This is a genomic window from Aquimarina sp. AWH4_224, assembly GCF_056160245.1.
The window spans coordinates 572,113-589,659 of record NZ_JBSWWU010000002.1 but is presented as its reverse complement, the minus strand read 5'-3'; the positions used below and the strand labels follow the sequence as shown (position 1 = coordinate 589,659).

Below are 17,547 nucleotides of genomic sequence, written 5' to 3'. Positions count from 1 at the left end.
TTACATATGAACATTCAACAATACCAATATGTATTAGCAGTTGTGAATTCCAAAAATTTCGAATTGGCAGCCGAAAAGTGCTTTGTGACGCAATCTACCTTGAGCACTATGATCAACAAGTTTGAAAATGAAATAGGGATTAAAATCTTCAATCGTAAAACCAAACCGGTAACGGTCACTAAAGAAGGACAAAAAATAATTGAACGACTGCAAATTATTGTCAACGAAATCGACTTGCTTACCAATGTCATTCAAGAAATCAAAGGAGAGATGATCGGTACTCTAAAAATAGGAATCATCCCTACTCTTGCTCCTTATTTGTTGCCACTGTTTATTACTGATTTTGTAGAGCGTTTTCCGAAGGTTACTATTAGTGTTCGAGAATTAAATACAAATCAAATACAAGAACAACTACTAAAGAGAAATCTCGACATTGGAATTTTGGCCCTCCCTTTAAAACACAAGGAATTAACAGAATACCCGCTATTTGAAGAACCTTTTTTAATCTATGACTGCACTGATGAACACACAAAATCCAAAGTTTCTCCTCCAGATTTAAAATTCTCAAAAATGTGTTTATTAGAAGAAGGTCACTGTTTAAGAACACAAGTGTATGATATCTGCGAATTATCTGCCAAGTACATGAAAACCCATGGCAATTTTAAATTTGAAAGTGGATCTATGGAAAGCCTTATCCGGATCACAGAATCCAGAAAAGGGATTACTATTTTGCCCTTTTTGGCCAACAGCATGCTAAATCATACTGAAAAGTCCCGGATTACTGAGTTTAAGGACCCTGTCCCCGTGCGATCTATTGGACTGGTAACTCACAATTTTTTTGTTAAAAAAGTACTTTGTGAAGAACTAACACGACTTATACAAACTTCGGTTACTCCTTTAATTCCTAAAAAGGAGCAATTTAAAATTGTAAAACCCATTTAAAAACTGTTTTACTATCGCATTCAACCACATTAAAGGTTCACCTTCCAAAACCCTAGATTATTGATAAAAATCTTCGCTATGTTTCGGGCATCATCGATCCCTCTATGATGAGTACCATCTAAGGACAACTGTTCCATTTTTAAAGCACCACCCATGCCTATGGGTCTTTTTAGTTGTTTAATCTTGGCAAATTGATGTTTTAAGCTGATATGTTGCTCCAACCAACCTGTTTCAAGACCATACAACTTACTATCCTTTTGAAATTGTTTTTTATCATAGAACCCCCAGCTGCATAGCAAATAGGGTTCACTAAGGTTGATCCAGTTCTTAAATCGCTCTATGACCTTATCATAAGTATCTGCGCTATCGATATTGCTCTGCTCAATAGTGGTAAGCTCTGTACAGAAATCTGACAATATAGGATGTAGTTTTGGTTTTACAAATTCATTAAACTCATCCGTAATTTTACCTTCAGTATTTACTTTTATTGCCCCTATTTCTATAATTTCGTTTTGTTTTTCTGTATTTCGATCTTTCCAACAGGTCGCTTCCAGATCTAATATAATGTAATTCATTGTTCTCTATCATTCATAAATTCTACCATTCTCCAGGAGCTCTCCAATAAATGACCATTCTAATGTGTCAAAAGAATCTTCACCATCCACCATACATCTCGCTCCACATTCCAAATTTCCAAAAGGATCAAAGTTATACCATCGATTTCCTGTTTCGGAATCAATCCCAAAATAACGAAATTCATCATTTAACTGCTTCCCCCGCATTTTATGCAATTCGGCTATTTGAAATCGCAGTACTGCTTCGGTAAATTCGAACGCTTCAAGTTGTGAACGATTTGTTTTATCTATAGCATCACTAATTTCAGGATTTGTAAACTTCCTACTCATCCTATTAACATCGGGCGGAGTTTCATAACTAAGCCAGCCATCATCAAATATGGCTGCCTCACTAGTAAAAGCTTCAGAAATCATTTTGAAAACAAGGTCATACGTTAGCTTTTCCTCTTTGTACTTTTGTACGTTTTTATATAAGGCCAAAAGATACTCCTCTAGATCCCTATTTTCATGATCTTGTGGTAAATCATCTATTTTCTCATAAAATTCTTCTGCATTCATTATTATAAGATTCTCAACGGCTGATAAAAAAATAATTACTTCCTAAATTCAATTGGAAAATATACTTGAGAGTCTACAGCTTCTCCTTGAATCTGTCCCGGAACAAATTGAAATCCACAATCCTTTACTACATCTATACCTACCTCATAGAATCCAAACTCATCATCCTCATGAGCATCTACAAACATAATCACTCCTTCTTTACTTAAAAAAAAACTTATGTAACTCGTAAATTTCTCTCCATTTTCTTTGGATACGGCCCTTACTTTTTGCTGATAACATATTATTTGTTCCTGGCTAGGTTCTATTAATGTAACTCTACTATCCAAAGCAGAAAATGCAGCTGCGACCGGTTTATCCGGAAGATTAAATTCCTTTATCTCTATTTCTCTTTTTTCTATTTTGATTGCTTGTTGAACTTCAAAATAATTCTCAAATTCTGTAATAGATTTCAACATTATAGCACCATTTACTTCTTTTAATTTATTATACCAGTTCCCAACTTTATGACCTTCAAAATCCAAATAATTCACTCTAATATCATCAGAATAAAAAGTTGTCGTAGTACCGTAATCCGCTTTTGATGTCACCATATAGGTATCATAACCTAACACCTTTGAAATACTATCCTTGAAAATTTTTGAATCAAAATATTTTGTATTAGACTTTCTAGAGTCTCTATAGGTTATATAAGGTTTATCTGTATAATCATCATACATCCTTTTTGTTTCATCATCATAGGTATAGGAATATCGATATACTTCATCTTTATAATATGTTGACTTGTATCGTTTAGGCATAATTATATACTTCGCTATATTACCATGTTTATTCTTAATTATACTTGTAACATCAACAGTATCAGATTTAGGAATAATCTTCGTTTCATATATGATTTCGCCGCTAAAATATTGTGCTTGTAGTACTGTTGGGGAAATAAGTATAATTATCGCAATTAAAGTATTTTTCATATTCTGTATTTCAAAACTTCGTTTACAAGAGATATTTATCCGGATTTTACTTTTTTAACTTCATCAATAAATATGAAAATGCCATTGTAAGAGATCTTGCAGATTGTTCATTGGTAGACGAACCCGCATGACCTCCTTCGGTGTTTTCATAATAAAGTACAGGATGTCCCATATCGATCATTTTGGCCGCCATTTTTCTGGCATGTCCCGGATGCACTCTATCATCTCTGGTAGAAGTATAAAAGTACACCTCTGGATATGTTTTCCCTTTTTTCAGATTCTGGTATGGTGAATAGGTTTTGATATACTCCCACTCTTCTGGAATATCCGGATTACCATACTCTCCCATCCAGCTAGCTCCTGCCAGTAATCTATTATATCTTTTCATATCTAACAACGGTACTTGACATACTGCTGCATTATACAAATCAGGACGCTGGGTAAATGCAACCCCAACTAATAAACCTCCATTGCTGCCACCCATAATACCCAGATGTTCTGGAGCAGTTACTTTTCGGGTAATCAAATCTTTTGCCACCGCATGAAAATCATCGTATACATTCTGTCGTTTCTCTTTCAATCCTGCCTGGTGCCACTTAGGGCCAAACTCGCCTCCACCTCGAATATTTGCCAATACAAAAACTCCTCCGTTCTCCAACCATGCCTTACCAAAAATACCCGAGTAAAAAGGATCCATGGACACCTCAAAACCTCCATATCCATATAACAAGGTAGGATTTGTACCGTCATATTTCATGTTTTTGGCAGAAACTATAAAATAAGGAATCTTGGTACCGTCTTTTGACGCTACTTTGATTTGATTTACTTCGTATGCGCTTCCATCAAAATATGCTTTACGTGATTTTAACACTTTAAAACTTCCGTCACTCGCATTAGCTACAAACAATGTATTAGGTATCAAAAAGTTGCTAAAACTAAAAAAGTACTCATCAGAAAACTCATCTAAATCAATAACAGAAATTGAACCATGAGCAGGGGCATCAATTTGTTGCTGTTGCCATTTTCCATCCACAAAAGAATATGTATATAGTTCTCCACTCACATTGTTCAACATGTTGATCAACACTTTACTTTTTGTAGTATAGATTCCGGATACGCTAGAAAATTCATCCGGTTTTAGTAATTGTTGTATCGTTTTTTTGTTTTGTAATAAGTCTTTAAAATTTAGACTGATTACTGTTCCTTGGGAATAGGTGGTTCCATCGACTTCCCAATCTGATTTTAAATCCAAAATCAACTGGTTATTTAATATACCCGAAATGTATACATCTTGAGGGATATCCAATTTAACCAGCTTATCATTGATCCAGGCAAAAGTTTGATACTCATAAAATGTAATAGAACGACCAAGGATGATATAATTTTCAGATCCGTCTCTAAGCGAATACCCTCTTGCTGCCACATCTGAAGTTTTTGCCTCGTAGATCAATTTTGCATCGGTAAGTGGCGTCCCTCTTTTCCAAAGTTTCACTTGTCTAGGATAACCACTGGTTGTCATGGTATTTTCACCAAAGTCAGAAGATACAATCAAGGTATTCTCATCGATGTAACGAGCGTTACCCTTGGATTCTTCGATATAAAAACCGTCTTCTACAAAGGTTTTTGTGGTTACATCAAACTCTCTTTTGATTGTAGCATCTCCTCCTCCTTTTGAAAGAAGTACTATAAATCGATTGTATTTTGGATACAATCCATTTGCTCCTTTGTATACCCATTTAACACCATCTTCTTTGGAAATTCTATCGATATCGATCAAGGTTTCCCATTGTGGGGTGCCATTTAGGTATGCTGCCTTTGGACTACGTCTCCATATTCCTCTTATATGGTCCTTATCTTTCCAAAAATTATATACAAACTCTCCATAAACGCTAGGATATGCGATCTTTTCGGTATCGTTATAAATTTCTAAACTGCTATTATAGATGGCGTCGTACTGCTTAAACTTTGTTAGTTTATCTACTGTAATTTTGTTTTGTTTTTCAACAAATTCCAGCGCCTTTTTGCCATCTACTTCTTCCAGCCATAGATATGGGTCTTCTTGAGCATTAAGGTTGCCGAATATTCCTAAAATAATGAGGGTAAAGAAAATTGATTTTTTCATCGGTTTTAATTTGAGTTGATAAAGGGGGGGGTATTATAAACTTGCTTTTATGCGTTCGGTTATTTGGTCTATGGATCCCAATCCATCAAAAGTTTTGACTTCGAGTTTTGATTTCATATAGGTTATCGCTGGTCGTGTGGCAGCTTCAAAAACCTCGATTCTTTTGATATGAATCTGTGGGTCTTTATCATCTTTTCTATTGGAGGTCTCTGCCCTTTTTTTGGCTCTTTCCAAAAGCTCTGTTTTAGGTACTTCAATATTCAGAACTTTACTTATTTTCAGATCTTTTTGTACTACCAATTCGATGAGGTCATTAACCTGAGTTTCAGTCCTAGGATATCCATCCAGGATTATTCCTTTATTGCTAAGATTTTCATCCAGAATTTGGCTAAATAATTCTTTCATTATTGCATCAGGAACCAAATCTCCTTTCTCCTCGTATGCAGACATCGTTTTCCCAATTTCAGTTCCATTTTCTTTTTCCAATCGACATCTGTCGCCGGTAGAGATATGCTTGTACTGCAATTGTTTATTCAGAATTTCACACTGGGTTCCTTTTCCAGAGTATGGTGGCCCCGTTATTATTAATATTTCCATAAATTATTGATTATCATCTTTTACCATACCTGTGCGTACAAATTGTGTATTACTTATAAGATGAAATACTACTTATAGGTGTTACGACCACACCAAATGTTACCATTTTACGATTTTGTATTTACAAATATCGAATAAAGGTAAGGTTTGTCAGTTTCATTTTTTGAAACGCTTACTCTCTATTAAGACTTAATCATCCCTTCTATCTTATCTAAAGCAGGTTTTCCTGTACCACGATGTACTATTTCCAGTTTTGAATTCAGTAAGATAAAAGTGGGATACCCCTCTACAGCAAAGTTTTTGATGAGCCTTGGTTTTTCTTTCATATTCGCTTTGGCATACCCTTCAACAAAAACATGTTCCCATGCCATATTGTTTTTGGCGATGTATGCCGCCAGCGGCTCTTTCTTTTGATCGAAAGCGATACTCAACAATGCCATCTTATTTTCATATTCCTGAGACATTCGTACCAGATCCGGGGTAAGCGCTGTACAAGGTCCACACCAGGTTCCCCAAAAGTCAATCAACACATATTCTTTACCATCAAACAGCTCACTTACCTTTTTCTGTTCTGCATCGATATTTTCGAATGTAAAATCTACCGTAGTTTCTCCTGTGCGGTATCCCCATTTTGGAGCTTCGATATCCAGTTTTCGGATAAATAATTGATCCTTCTTTGGGGTAAGGCTATCCAATATATAATAGGCATTTCCTAATTTTATACTATCCTTTATGGTGTATCCTTGATGTTGAGGATCGATTGTAATCGCTTCTCTGGGGCCTTCATAAAATTGCACTTTTGAACCTTGGAACCACTTCATGACATTAACCACATAATGGTTATCCTCTAACTGCAATTGCCCTTCCCAATCTTGCTGATAAAACAGTTTTACAGCAAAACTGTCCTTTAGCTGCCTTGGAGGGATTTGCTTCAGTTGCTCCTTGTTCAAAAACTCTTCATAAGGCAGTTTTTCTGGTAATGGTTTTACTTTCATGGTTTTCTCGATGAGTTGTTCCCCATCAAAATCCTGATACACTATGGTTACAAAAGGAATGCTATCTCGAAGCAAAGGATCTTTGGGAATACGATGTTTAAAATCGTTTTTAAAGTAAAAAACAGTATCGTCTTTAAAACTGTAGTTGTTATTGGCATCGATAACCACAAATTGTTGCCCATCGCGATACCCATTTACGACATATACTCCTCTTTTTATGCTGTCCATTGGATATTTGATACTATCCAGGCTTCCATTAGCATATAATTCCTTTATTTTTCGTGCACCCAAAAATCGAGTTAACCGAACTTCCAAAGTATCCGCTTCTGGAAAATCCTTGAGAAAAGAAGGTGTTTCATCCAGCCAAGCTGCAGGTTTTGCGGTACCAAATTTTTGATTCAATACTTGTTCTGCTTGCTGTTCTTGCAACTGTATTTGATAACTATCAGGATCAGTTGGCGTTGCAATAGCTGTTTCCTTATTCTGACAGGAAATCAACACAGCGAAAAGACAAAGTGGAAGTAGGTGTTTCATTGATGGTATGATTTTATATGCTCCAAACAAAGTGAGCAAGACTAATATATACTTATATGTTCTAACATATTGAAATGTTACCCATCTCAATCACAATCAAATCCTATTGTTGAAGCGTTTTCAACGCATCTTCGTAATTATTCAATAAACTTCGTTCTTGATTATAGAGTTCTCCAAAAGCCAGTTGAAATCGTAATGCCAATTGTCTGGCATTCTCTCGATTAAAGGAATCGGCTTCAGAATAGAAACCAGCAATAATTTTCCAGGTGCTATTGGGGCCACTTTCCTGAACCTGATACAGATTAGAAAGCGTATACAACACCTCATAATCAAAAGAATTGACCACCCCACTTAGCACAGCACTATCCCAGGCGCCGGATTGCATATTGGGGTTGTAAATCCCTTTAGGCATTAACTGAGTTACTGCTTCTATTCCCGAATTGTATTGCAAACTCTCCCACAAACTATCATTGGCCAAATATCTCCCAATCTCTTGAGAGGTTTTGAGATGGTATTTGTATTTTATTTCCAGATCTTTTTTGTTGGCTTCTATTTCGTTTACGATGTTTTCGAGCACTTTATCCACCGTGTCTTGTTCTTTTACCGCGGTACGCCACTCATTAAGCACCAACGCCAATAAAACGGCAAAAACGATAAAAAAGGTTTCGATAAGAAGCTGTCGATAATTGATCTTACTTTTTTTAGCCATGGATCACGTTTGTTTTTATTCCAATACGTTACCAATATAGGGTTTTTGGATGGGATAGCTATTTTGTTTCCCCATATCAAGCACTTACCTGGCGATGGAAAAATCCAAACTGAAAACCCACCTCTTCTTCGTATACAAAGCTTTCAATATATGGATCGTATACCACTGGAGCATTTAGATCTTTCATGGTATTGATTATGCGATACAAAGTGGTTTTTGAAATCCCCAATCGTTTGGATAAACTAACTGGACAACCTGTAGCTTCCAGACGGATCAACTGATCGATTCGTGCTATTAATTCTATTTGTTTGATAATGACATTCATGTTTTTCCCTTTACTGAGTTTGTATTCATTTTTATCGCAATCATAATGTCACTTACTTTCTCGAGATAAGGATAGGACCTTGCGTTTTGTTGCCATCAAAAGTAGGGGGAGAATCATATGTTTTGCAAGCAAAATAAGTCTGATTTTATAAAATCCGACTGTAAAAACAAAGTTTAAAATATTGATTATCAATTATTTAAATAATAAAAGTCAAATTCACAGCAGTTTACGTATCACAGTGTCAAACCACAATAACCCGGACTCGGATTTTATAAAAACCGTGTAGCATTTTAACGAATAGCTCTTAGATTTTTGAATTCTACCTCTTTATTTAGATACTTTTGATCTGAAATAAATGCTATCGTATGCGCTTTAAAAGAAGTATTTCAATTCTGATCCTTTTAATATTTCTATCCTTCTTTGGGTATGGGCAGTCTATTGATTCTTTAATAAATCTAGAGTTTGAAGAACTCTATCAGAAAAAAGATATCCTTAAAAAAGATAAAAATAGAATTTTTGCAGATGCTTATCTTCAAAAAGCAAAAAATCTAGATAGCATTTCTGAAATGGCTAGAGGTTATCATTGGATATCTTATCTGGTTGGTGACGATTACGAAAAACAGATCATTTATATTGATAGTGGTCTCGCAAAAGTTAAAAACACAGAACATGTATTACAAACCGGAGCGATGTGTAACACCAAAGCGATAATAACTCAACTAAGAGGGGATTATAATAGAGCATTGGAGTATTATCTAGAAGGATTAGAAAATTCTGAAAAAATGAATTCTTTGTACTATAAATCTGTTTTTAACTCCAAAATTGGCCACATAAAACGAAAATTAGGGAAATACGAGGAAGCAAAAGTACTTTACAAAAAATGCCTTCAATACGAGAATTTAAAAACAAACAAAAGATTAATAGATTCATTACGATACTTAATGTCTCTTGCTGATTTAACAACTATTTATAGATTAAGCAAGGAAATTGATTCAGCTCATTACTTTTATAATCAAGGAAAGAAAATGTCTCAAATTACCGATATAAAAGGCGTTTATACTTTGAACAAAGGAATATTAGAATACTGTAACAATGACTACAATAGCGCAATACTTACAATTAGGGAGGGTATTAAAGAGTTTTTAAGTTGTAATTATAATTTAACTTATGGCTATCATAATTTAATGAGTGGATATTTTTTTCTAGGTAAATCATATATAGCTTTAAACCAAAAAGAGAAAGCGATAGGATATTTTAAGAAAATGGACTCTTTTGTTAATCTATCCAATGATTTAATTTCGGAAGCTAGGCCCGCATATCCAGAATTAATAAAGTATTATAAATCGATAAACGATAAAGATAATCAGCTCCATTATATCAATCGGTTATTGTATAATGATAGTATCTTTCATGGCAGATATAAGTCCACTACGGATAAGTTGAACAACGAATTCGACACTCCCATTCTCCTTGAAGAAAAAGAAGAACTAATAGCATCCTTGGAACAAGAAAACTCCAAAATTTCAATACAAAATGTCATCATTCTGATCCTTTTGGGATTAAGTTTGTTTGGTATTGCCTATTATTACTATCGTCAACGACTGTATAAAACCCGATTTACCAAATTATTGCAGGAAACTACTATTACAGATCAAAAAGAGGAAATCGTTACTGCAGCAAATTCATCAGGTATCACCAAGGAAACCTTTGATCATTTGATTGATCAATTGCAGCGCTTTGAAGATCAAAAAGGGTATCTAAAATCCAACTTAAATGCCAAAGATCTGGCAAAAAGCTTTGGATCTAACTCTAGTTATCTATCCAAAGTGATTAATACTTTTAAAGAAAAGAGTTTTAGTGCCTACATCAACGATTTACGTATCGAATATGTAATCGATAAACTAAAAACGGATTCCATTTTTAGAAAATATACCATAAAAGCCATCGCCCAGGACATCGGCTTTAATAATGCGGAAGCTTTTTCTAAAGCTTTCTATAAAAAAACAGGGATTTATCCTTCGTATTTTATTAAGGAATTAGAGAAACAGTGCCTATAAACAACCTTTTATTGATGAATACCATTACCAAAATACTTTTTACTGTCTGTGTTACTGTTTCCTGCTTTGGATATGGGCAGTCTGTTGACTCACTAGTTACTTTAGATTATTCAGAATTATTCAAAATTTACAATGATTATAAAAAATCAAACTTGCAAAAAGCTAAATCGTATGCAATGGCAATTCTTGAAAAAACCAAACAAGAAGAGGATCCTAATAAAATTGCCAATGGATACCGCTTAGTTGCGAGCTTCTATTATTCCTCCAAAAATTATGAACAATATTTACCTTACGTGGATAGTGCTATAATTTATGGTAAACAATCAAATTACAAATATTATCCCTCCGTTTTATACGTAAATAAAGGAATGCTCTATTATCGACAAGGAAAATTTGACATAGCACTAGATAACTTTCTAGAAGGTTTAGAGTGGTCCGAAAAAAGAAAAGATCCCGATTTTAAGGCAATAATTCAACATAATATCGGCACCCTAAAAATGATGATAGGAAAGTATGAAGAGGCTAAGCAATTATTTAGAAAATCACTACGCCATGAAGGTTCTAAAAATTGGAAAACCGAAAATGATACTTTAAGTTATCTATCTACTCTTTCTGAACTTGTTGATTCCTACAGAAAAAAAAGAGAAATTAATTCAGCAATTGTTCTTAATAACAAAGGAATAAAAATGTCTAAAGGCAAGACGATTCAAGATCTTTTTAGGTTGCACGAGGGTGTTATTAACTATTACCAAAAGGATTACATCCCAGCTATTTCAAACATTAAAAAAGCCATAAACGCTTTCCATCAACCACAAAACAAATACTTTTCTGAAAAATACAATCTAATTGATGCATACCTTCATTTAGGGAAATGCTATGAGGCTCTTTCGGATCAACAAAAAGCACTTGAGAATTACAAAAAAATAGATTCCATCTCTCAATCTAGCAACTATTTAATATCAGAATCTCGAGTCGCATACAAAGAAATTATTGACTATTACTTAGCAAAAAATGATAAAAAAAATCAACTTTACTATTTGAATAGATTAATATATCTAGATAGCATCTCTGATAAAAATCTAGGTAAACTAAACAATAAAATTTTCAAAGAGTATGATACTTCTGTATTATTTAAACAAAAAGAAAACATAATAGCATCCTTAGAGCAACAAAACTCCAAAATTTCGACGCAAAATATCATCATTTTGGTCCTTTTGGGCTTAAGCTTGGTGGGTATTGCCTATTACTACTATCGACAAAGACTCTATAAAACACGATTTACCAAACTATTAGAAGAAACTACTACTCAAGATCAAAAAGAGGAAATCGTTACTGCCACAACAAATTCTTCGGGTATCACTAAGGAAACCTTTGATCATTTAATTGATCAATTGCAACAATTTGAAGACCAAAAAGGATATCTAAAATCTAATCTAAATGCCAAAGATCTGGCAAAAAGCTTTGGATCGAACTCTAGTTATCTATCCAAAGTGATCAATACCTTTAAAGAAAAGAGTTTTAGTGCCTATATCAACGATTTACGTATCGAATATGTGATCGATAAACTAAAAACGGATTCCATTTTTAGAAAATATACCATAAAAGCTATTGCGCAAGACATTGGTTTTAATAATGCCGAAGCTTTTTCTAAAGCTTTCTATAAAAAAACAGGGATTTATCCCTCGTATTTTATTAAGGAGTTAGAGAAACAGTGTTTGTAAACATCCTTCATCAAGCCCCGCTATGTATCCCATGCCATAGCAGGGCGCTACGTCGAACCCCAATCCTGCCCCATTGGATCAGGGTTCTATCAACACACAACATATTGTTGTTTTGTAAGTCGATGGACAGCTATAGTTTATTTATAAAAACTACGATGCCTATCGTTTTTACTTTGTACCCCTTTAGTTTCAGGAGGGTACAAGGCTTTGCTCATGGATTGAATATAGCTTGCAGCCCACCTCGTCATTGTTGCGGTGATCAACTGCTTCCAACCCTTGGTTCTTGTTTTTTGGCTAGTAACGTGAGTTTCCATTGTTTTATCATTTATGGATTAGACATGGTTTGTATTCTGATAGGAATAGCAAGACTCGAACTCGCATCTCTGGGGTCGTAACCCAACGTTCTCTCCGATTGAACTATATTCCTTGGTGTGTTGCCCGAAAAAATTGGGCATAAAAAAAGACGCCGTGTTCGGGCGTCTTCTTCTAGATCTTAGGATGTGATGCAACTACTACATACGCTTCCTATTTCTTGTTATACTACAGACACCCTTTATGTACACATTAGACCAGTAGATCACCTGCTTAGCTCCCAGGCGATTTAGTCTATGTAGTGTGCAAATTGGTGTCATGATTTTCTGTTTTTAAATGTATTTTCTTTTCTATCTATTGTTATGTGAGCTGTTCGTTTTGATGTGTTTAATCACAAAGCAAAGATGAAAACTATATTTGAAATACACAAGAAAAATTTGATTTAATTTACTGATTGTCAATTACTTACATTTAATTTTAAGACATAGGAATTCCTGTCCGCTTTATGCAGATATTGGATCGTTATCGCATACTACTGTCTCTCTGATGCTTACCTTCCAAATGTGATTTTTATGTATGTATTAGCGTATGTACATTGGATGAAAAAAATTCATAAAAAAAGCGTCCAATTTGTTGGACGCTTCTGGTTATATCTAGTTTTTGTGTTTATTTTATCTCATAAAACAATCAAAAATAGCTATACAACGCCCAATCCCGTAAAGACCCGTTCTGGATCCAACGGTAATTACACTGCTTATGCAGTGAGATCGTTGTGATATTTTTGATTTTTTGTACCATTCTGTTATACAAATATTTGCGATTTAATCCAGACTTCCAAATTTATTTTTGAAAGCCATCTATCCGATTCACTTTTTTGTTTGCTTATTCTACTTAGCAAACTGCTCTTAGTTCGTTGTACATTGGATCCTCTTCGATCATGCGCAACAACTTCTTTTTGGCCAGGAACTTCTTTTTTCGAGTGTACCCTACCGAATAGCCCTTGATCTGCGAGATCTCTTTCATGGATTTCCCTTCGAACACTAAGCCTAATAATTCCCTGTGATCAGCGCTTAGGTTCTGAAAGTGTTTGCGGTACAACAATTCTCGTTCCTGGTTTTCGATATCCTCGAACCCGATCTCATCTACTTCTTCATCAAAGCGATGATGTGCATGATTGACTACCGATCTCATTTTTTTACGCAAACGGTTACGCCAAAGATTCTTGCAGATGCCATAGAAATACGTGCGTACAGGCACTCTGATCTCTAGCAGACCGGCTTTTAGTTTTTGGTACAACACGACCAACGCATCCTGAAAGATGTCCTCTACATCTTCTGCGTTTCCATAGTTGCGAAGAATATACCCTTGTACGTATCGTATATTCTCTTTGTAAAAACAGTTTAAAATTCTTTCGTCCCCTTGAATGATGCCTGTGATGATGGTTTGGTCTTGATTCATCATTGTGTTAGTTTGTACTGTTTCTAATTATGGATCAGCAATTTACTGCTCCGTATATTCCCCATTGCTAAGTTGATACAAACTTAAATCGACAGCACAACATCTCCTTACAGATTTCTGTAAAACGGGTGATTTTTTTTAGAAAATTTTACGATTTGGTAATATTGGTGGGTTTTTCTTTTCAAAAGAATAATCCTGATAAAGCTCCGAGATTCAGGCGTATAGCGCCGCGGAGTTTTCAGGATGGTTTTTAGCGGGAGCTAAAAAATTCCTATGAAATGAGACATAATAATTAGTTTGATACTCATTTACCTCATAATGGCGAATTCTATCTGACAATTGAAAAACAATAAAAACAAACAGATAAAAAAGTGTACTTTTCTTTGGTTTGTTTCTTATTGTATCCGACGAGCATAGCGAGAGGAATACACCACAAAAGAAATGAACACCAGTATTTCTCAAAAAGATAAAGTTATTATAACAACCCCATATCTTTTACAATCGCAACCAAATGTGTAGTATTTTTGGCCTGAAAATTATCAAAAAGCTTACTTACTCTTTTATCTATAGAGCTTTCGCCATTGGGTGTGATGTTTTCGGCGATCAGTTTGAGTCTTATTTCCTTTTTGGTAAAACCTTTGGCCAGTTCTTCTAGCAAAATCATATCCAGGTCGTCTAATTCTACAAAACCATCGTTATCCGCCATTTCGGTAAGTTCGGGCGGTAACACGGTTTGACCCTCGAACACACCACCAACGCAATGGATCAATTCTTTGATGGCATGTTGTCCCTTACACACATAGCCATTGATTTTGTATTTCTCAAACAACATATTGATCTTGTCTGGGCGATCTTCTTGAGAGTATACAATCACCTTGATATCAGGTTGTATCAATCGTACATCTCTGATCAAATCGATGCCTGAGGTTCTAACTTGTATTTTATGATCTTCCCGAAAAGAAAGATCCGTAATAAGCAACTGAAACGGGGCATCATCCTGAAATGCTTTTCTAAACTTAAGATAAGCATCATCACAATATTTGGCTTCCTCAATTTCGGCAATACCAATATTGTCATTCAGTACTTTTATGATTCCTTGATTGGCAATTTCATAATCTTCTGCCACCAATACTTTCGTAAACATTTTGTAAACGTTTTAATTAGGGATGCTGATGTTAGCTTTAAACCCTTTTTCTTTTTCGGATTCAAAGATAAGGGTTCCATCTATAGCACGAATACGCTTTTCTGTATTGTGTAGTCCATTTTTGGATTGTAGCTGTGTTTTATCGATCCCCACCCCATTGTCGGTATACTTGATGTGTAGTGTATTATTATCCTGGTTAAATACCAAAACCACCATACTGGCCTGACTGTGTTTTTGCATATTGGTCATCAATTCTTGTAGTACCCGATAGACTGTGATTTTTACTGGTGCTTCAAATCCTTGCCAGTTGATTTTGTCTAATCCACGAACCAAGAGTTGTATCCCATTTTTGGTATAGTTTTTTAGCATATCACTTAGTTCTTCAGGGAAGGATTCATCAATATCGAACTCATTGTTTTCTCTGGAAATATCTCGTGCCCTGGCATAGGTAGTATTTAGTTTTTCCAGGATCTGCGAATCATGGGGATCGTTTTGATATTGCAACATCACCTGAAAAATATCATTCCCCAGCTCATCATGCAACCGTTTAGAGATCCGGGTTTCGGTTTCATAGCTGGCTTGAAACTGTACCATCTGGTTTTGTTGCGCCAGGTATTTGGTACGCTGTCTAAAGAAATAGATGGCAAAAGTGATTCCCATGACCAACAATAACATTCCTAAGAGATAAATCGTATTTTGACTTTCTACAGCTGCAATTTGCTGTTCTTTTTCTACAATTTCTTGTTCTTTTTCTTCGGTTTCAAATTGAATACGTGCGATTTTATCTCGAAACTGCCGTTCTTCCCTCACCAAACTGTCATTTAGTTTGATGTAAGCTTTGGAATAAGCTAACCCTTCTTCTCCTCTGCTAACTTCAGACAACATTTGAAACGATTTTAATAGATCATCATGGTGATTTAATTCCTTAGCAATACTTTCTGCTTTAAGAGCATATCTCTTGGAAATACCATGATCACCTATTGATTTAAAGTATTCTGCTAAATGCAAATTACTAGTGGTCAAACCATCCTTATCCCTTATACTATCTCTTATTTTTAAAGCTTCAAAAAAAAGCTCCGGTATATTTTCTAAATCATTAGATAGGAATTTTACATACGCCAAATTATCTATTAATCTAGCATTATTTCGAGGATTATCCTTTAAAAAATCTTTAAAAAGTAAAGCTTCAAGGTATACTTTCTTAGCATCATCATATTTTTTTTGAGACTTATAAGTGGTCCCAATATTATTTAAGGAAATGAGAGTTTGTTTTGTTTCCAGATCCGTTCCTTTTCTAATTTCAATACCTTTTTTATGATAAGCTATTGCGTCATCATACCTTTCTAAATATTTGGCAGTGATACCTAAATTTGTATAGCAAATAGTTATATACTTCTTTTTCCCAACTAAATTGAATAATTCAAGTGCTTTAATTGTCAAAGATTCACTCTCTACATAATCTTTTGATTTTCGCTTAATTTTTGCTAGATCTATTAGAACTTTACCATGGTTATAAGCAAAACTTTTAGGGTCTTTGTTCTTGTCCTTTTCAAAAACTTCGTATATTTTTTTCGCCTCATAAAGCTGTTTATAAGCCATTTCAGGATCATTAAACCTATAAAAAACTCCCAAATTGTAGTAAGATTTTGCAATCCTTGATGAATCACCAATAACTCTAGATAATACTAAGGCCTCTTCATTAAGATTTTTGTAACGCTCAAAATCTTTTAGAACATAATAATCAACAGATAGATCTTGAATTTGTCCTACTTTTGTTAGGTTATCAGGTAATCCACTAATGATACTATCTGCAATTTTTAGATGCGTCTTACGCTCCTTAACAGTTAGGCTTTTATCATTTGCAAGCTTAACTTTTTCCTTAATCAAATTGAATTGGGTGGGTTCGCTAACGATTTCTTGGTCCTTGGTCGAGCAACTAAAGACTAGAAATAAAAATTGTGCATACAGAAAGGATCTATACCAAAATTGCATTAGCAAAATTTTTGCTTAAAATTACGCAAAAATAAATAGAGCCTGATAATATATCAAGCTCTAATAAAATTAAGGTTACCCGTCTTTTTCTGGATCTGCTTCCTCATCCTCATCCTCATTGATAGAAACGGTTTCGATTTGATCGATTCCAACCTCATCCTGGATTGGAGGAGCCTCACAAGAGACTAAGTTGATTCCTAGGAGTATTGCTAATAATATGTATTTCAAAGTTTTCATGTTGTTTGTTGTTTTTTTGTTTTCCGTGTTTGGGATACGCCATAGGTATCTACCCCCAGATTGGCATGTATTGCCTACCTGATACCCATGGGAAATGGTCATTTGGTTTTGGGAAAGAGACATCCTGTACAGTTGCGGCACCCTACTTTCCCCCTTTGGGTAACCGACAACTGCAGTTGGATTATTTATAATGGATCAGCGTATTACCAATTCCTAGTCGATCCTTAGTCCTAAGCACTATCTGTGGCAATCGATGTTTGACTAAGTTCTTTTGCGCGAATCAACACACCAAAGAACA

The 17,547-nt window shown here is 34.9% G+C and carries 16 protein-coding genes and 1 tRNA gene; 3 read left to right on the top strand and 14 right to left on the bottom strand.

Translation table 11 applies throughout. From position 1 onward, the window contains the following. The first annotated feature begins 6 nt into the window (after positions 1-6). Positions 7-942 carry a LysR substrate-binding domain-containing protein gene (locus ACXAGJ_RS05950; RefSeq protein ID WP_474838017.1) on the top strand — a complete coding sequence of 312 codons (936 nt, stop codon included), beginning with the start codon at positions 7-9 and terminating at the stop codon, positions 940-942. Positions 943-971: 29 nt separating this feature from the next. Here ACXAGJ_RS05950 and ACXAGJ_RS05945 read toward each other — a convergent pair whose 3' ends face one another. The 8 genes from ACXAGJ_RS05945 to ACXAGJ_RS05910 form a co-directional block, all read right to left on the bottom strand. Further along, the gene (locus tag ACXAGJ_RS05945) at positions 972-1,517 is read right to left on the bottom strand and encodes a 3'-5' exonuclease (RefSeq protein WP_474838015.1); all 546 of its coding nucleotides are present in this window, start codon (positions 1,515-1,517) and stop codon (positions 972-974) included. Between the two features lie 9 nt (positions 1,518-1,526). Continuing rightward, positions 1,527-2,075 carry a hypothetical protein gene (locus ACXAGJ_RS05940; RefSeq protein ID WP_474838013.1) on the bottom strand — a complete coding sequence of 183 codons (549 nt, stop codon included), beginning with the start codon at positions 2,073-2,075 and terminating at the stop codon, positions 1,527-1,529. A 35-nt stretch (positions 2,076-2,110) separates the two neighbouring features. Next, the gene (locus ACXAGJ_RS05935; protein ID WP_474838011.1) at positions 2,111-3,046 is read right to left on the bottom strand and encodes a hypothetical protein; all 936 of its coding nucleotides are present in this window, start codon (positions 3,044-3,046) and stop codon (positions 2,111-2,113) included. 46 nt (positions 3,047-3,092) lie between these two features. Further along, complete coding sequence (locus tag ACXAGJ_RS05930; RefSeq protein ID WP_474838009.1) at positions 3,093-5,168, bottom strand: prolyl oligopeptidase family serine peptidase; 2,076 nt, start codon at positions 5,166-5,168, stop codon at positions 3,093-3,095. Positions 5,169-5,201: 33 nt separating this feature from the next. Then, positions 5,202-5,765 carry an adenylate kinase family protein gene (locus ACXAGJ_RS05925; RefSeq protein WP_474838007.1) on the bottom strand — a complete coding sequence of 188 codons (564 nt, stop codon included), beginning with the start codon at positions 5,763-5,765 and terminating at the stop codon, positions 5,202-5,204. Between the two features lie 182 nt (positions 5,766-5,947). After that, positions 5,948-7,294, bottom strand: a complete 1,347-nt coding sequence (locus ACXAGJ_RS05920; protein ID WP_474838005.1) for a TlpA family protein disulfide reductase — start codon at positions 7,292-7,294, stop codon at positions 5,948-5,950. Between the two features lie 103 nt (positions 7,295-7,397). Next, complete coding sequence (locus ACXAGJ_RS05915; RefSeq protein ID WP_474838003.1) at positions 7,398-8,003, bottom strand: hypothetical protein; 606 nt, start codon at positions 8,001-8,003, stop codon at positions 7,398-7,400. A 76-nt stretch (positions 8,004-8,079) separates the two neighbouring features. Further along, entirely contained in the window at positions 8,080-8,328 is a 249-nt protein-coding gene (locus ACXAGJ_RS05910; protein WP_474838001.1) for a hypothetical protein, read from the bottom strand. A 365-nt stretch (positions 8,329-8,693) separates the two neighbouring features. Between ACXAGJ_RS05910 and ACXAGJ_RS05905 the strand changes: the two genes are divergently transcribed. Both ACXAGJ_RS05905 and ACXAGJ_RS05900 read left to right on the top strand, forming a co-directional pair. Then, positions 8,694-10,385: a helix-turn-helix domain-containing protein gene (locus ACXAGJ_RS05905; RefSeq protein ID WP_474837999.1), complete on the top strand. Its 1,692-nt coding sequence runs from the start codon at positions 8,694-8,696 to the stop codon at positions 10,383-10,385. Between the two features lie 14 nt (positions 10,386-10,399). Continuing rightward, on the top strand, positions 10,400-12,106 hold the full coding sequence (locus tag ACXAGJ_RS05900; RefSeq protein WP_474837997.1) for a tetratricopeptide repeat protein: 1,707 nt from the start codon (positions 10,400-10,402) through the stop codon (positions 12,104-12,106). 137 nt (positions 12,107-12,243) lie between these two features. On the opposite strand, the gene ACXAGJ_RS05895 is transcribed toward ACXAGJ_RS05900, so the two are convergent. From ACXAGJ_RS05895 to ACXAGJ_RS05870, 6 genes are all read right to left on the bottom strand, one after another. Then, complete coding sequence (locus ACXAGJ_RS05895; RefSeq protein ID WP_474837995.1) at positions 12,244-12,420, bottom strand: hypothetical protein; 177 nt, start codon at positions 12,418-12,420, stop codon at positions 12,244-12,246. Positions 12,421-12,460: 40 nt separating this feature from the next. Beyond that, a tRNA-Arg gene (locus ACXAGJ_RS05890) sits at positions 12,461-12,533 on the bottom strand. A 776-nt stretch (positions 12,534-13,309) separates the two neighbouring features. Further along, the gene (locus ACXAGJ_RS05885) at positions 13,310-13,879 is read right to left on the bottom strand and encodes an RNA polymerase sigma factor (RefSeq protein WP_474837993.1); all 570 of its coding nucleotides are present in this window, start codon (positions 13,877-13,879) and stop codon (positions 13,310-13,312) included. 472 nt (positions 13,880-14,351) lie between these two features. Then, a complete protein-coding gene (locus tag ACXAGJ_RS05880) occupies positions 14,352-15,020 on the bottom strand; it encodes a DNA-binding response regulator (protein WP_474837991.1) in 669 nt (222 codons plus the stop codon). A gap of 12 nt (positions 15,021-15,032) precedes the next feature. Beyond that, the gene (locus ACXAGJ_RS05875; RefSeq protein ID WP_474837989.1) at positions 15,033-17,012 is read right to left on the bottom strand and encodes a tetratricopeptide repeat-containing sensor histidine kinase; all 1,980 of its coding nucleotides are present in this window, start codon (positions 17,010-17,012) and stop codon (positions 15,033-15,035) included. A gap of 75 nt (positions 17,013-17,087) precedes the next feature. Next, positions 17,088-17,249, bottom strand: coding sequence for a hypothetical protein (locus ACXAGJ_RS05870; RefSeq protein WP_474837987.1), 162 nt, complete (start codon positions 17,247-17,249; stop codon positions 17,088-17,090). Between the last annotated feature and the right edge of the window lie 298 nt (positions 17,250-17,547).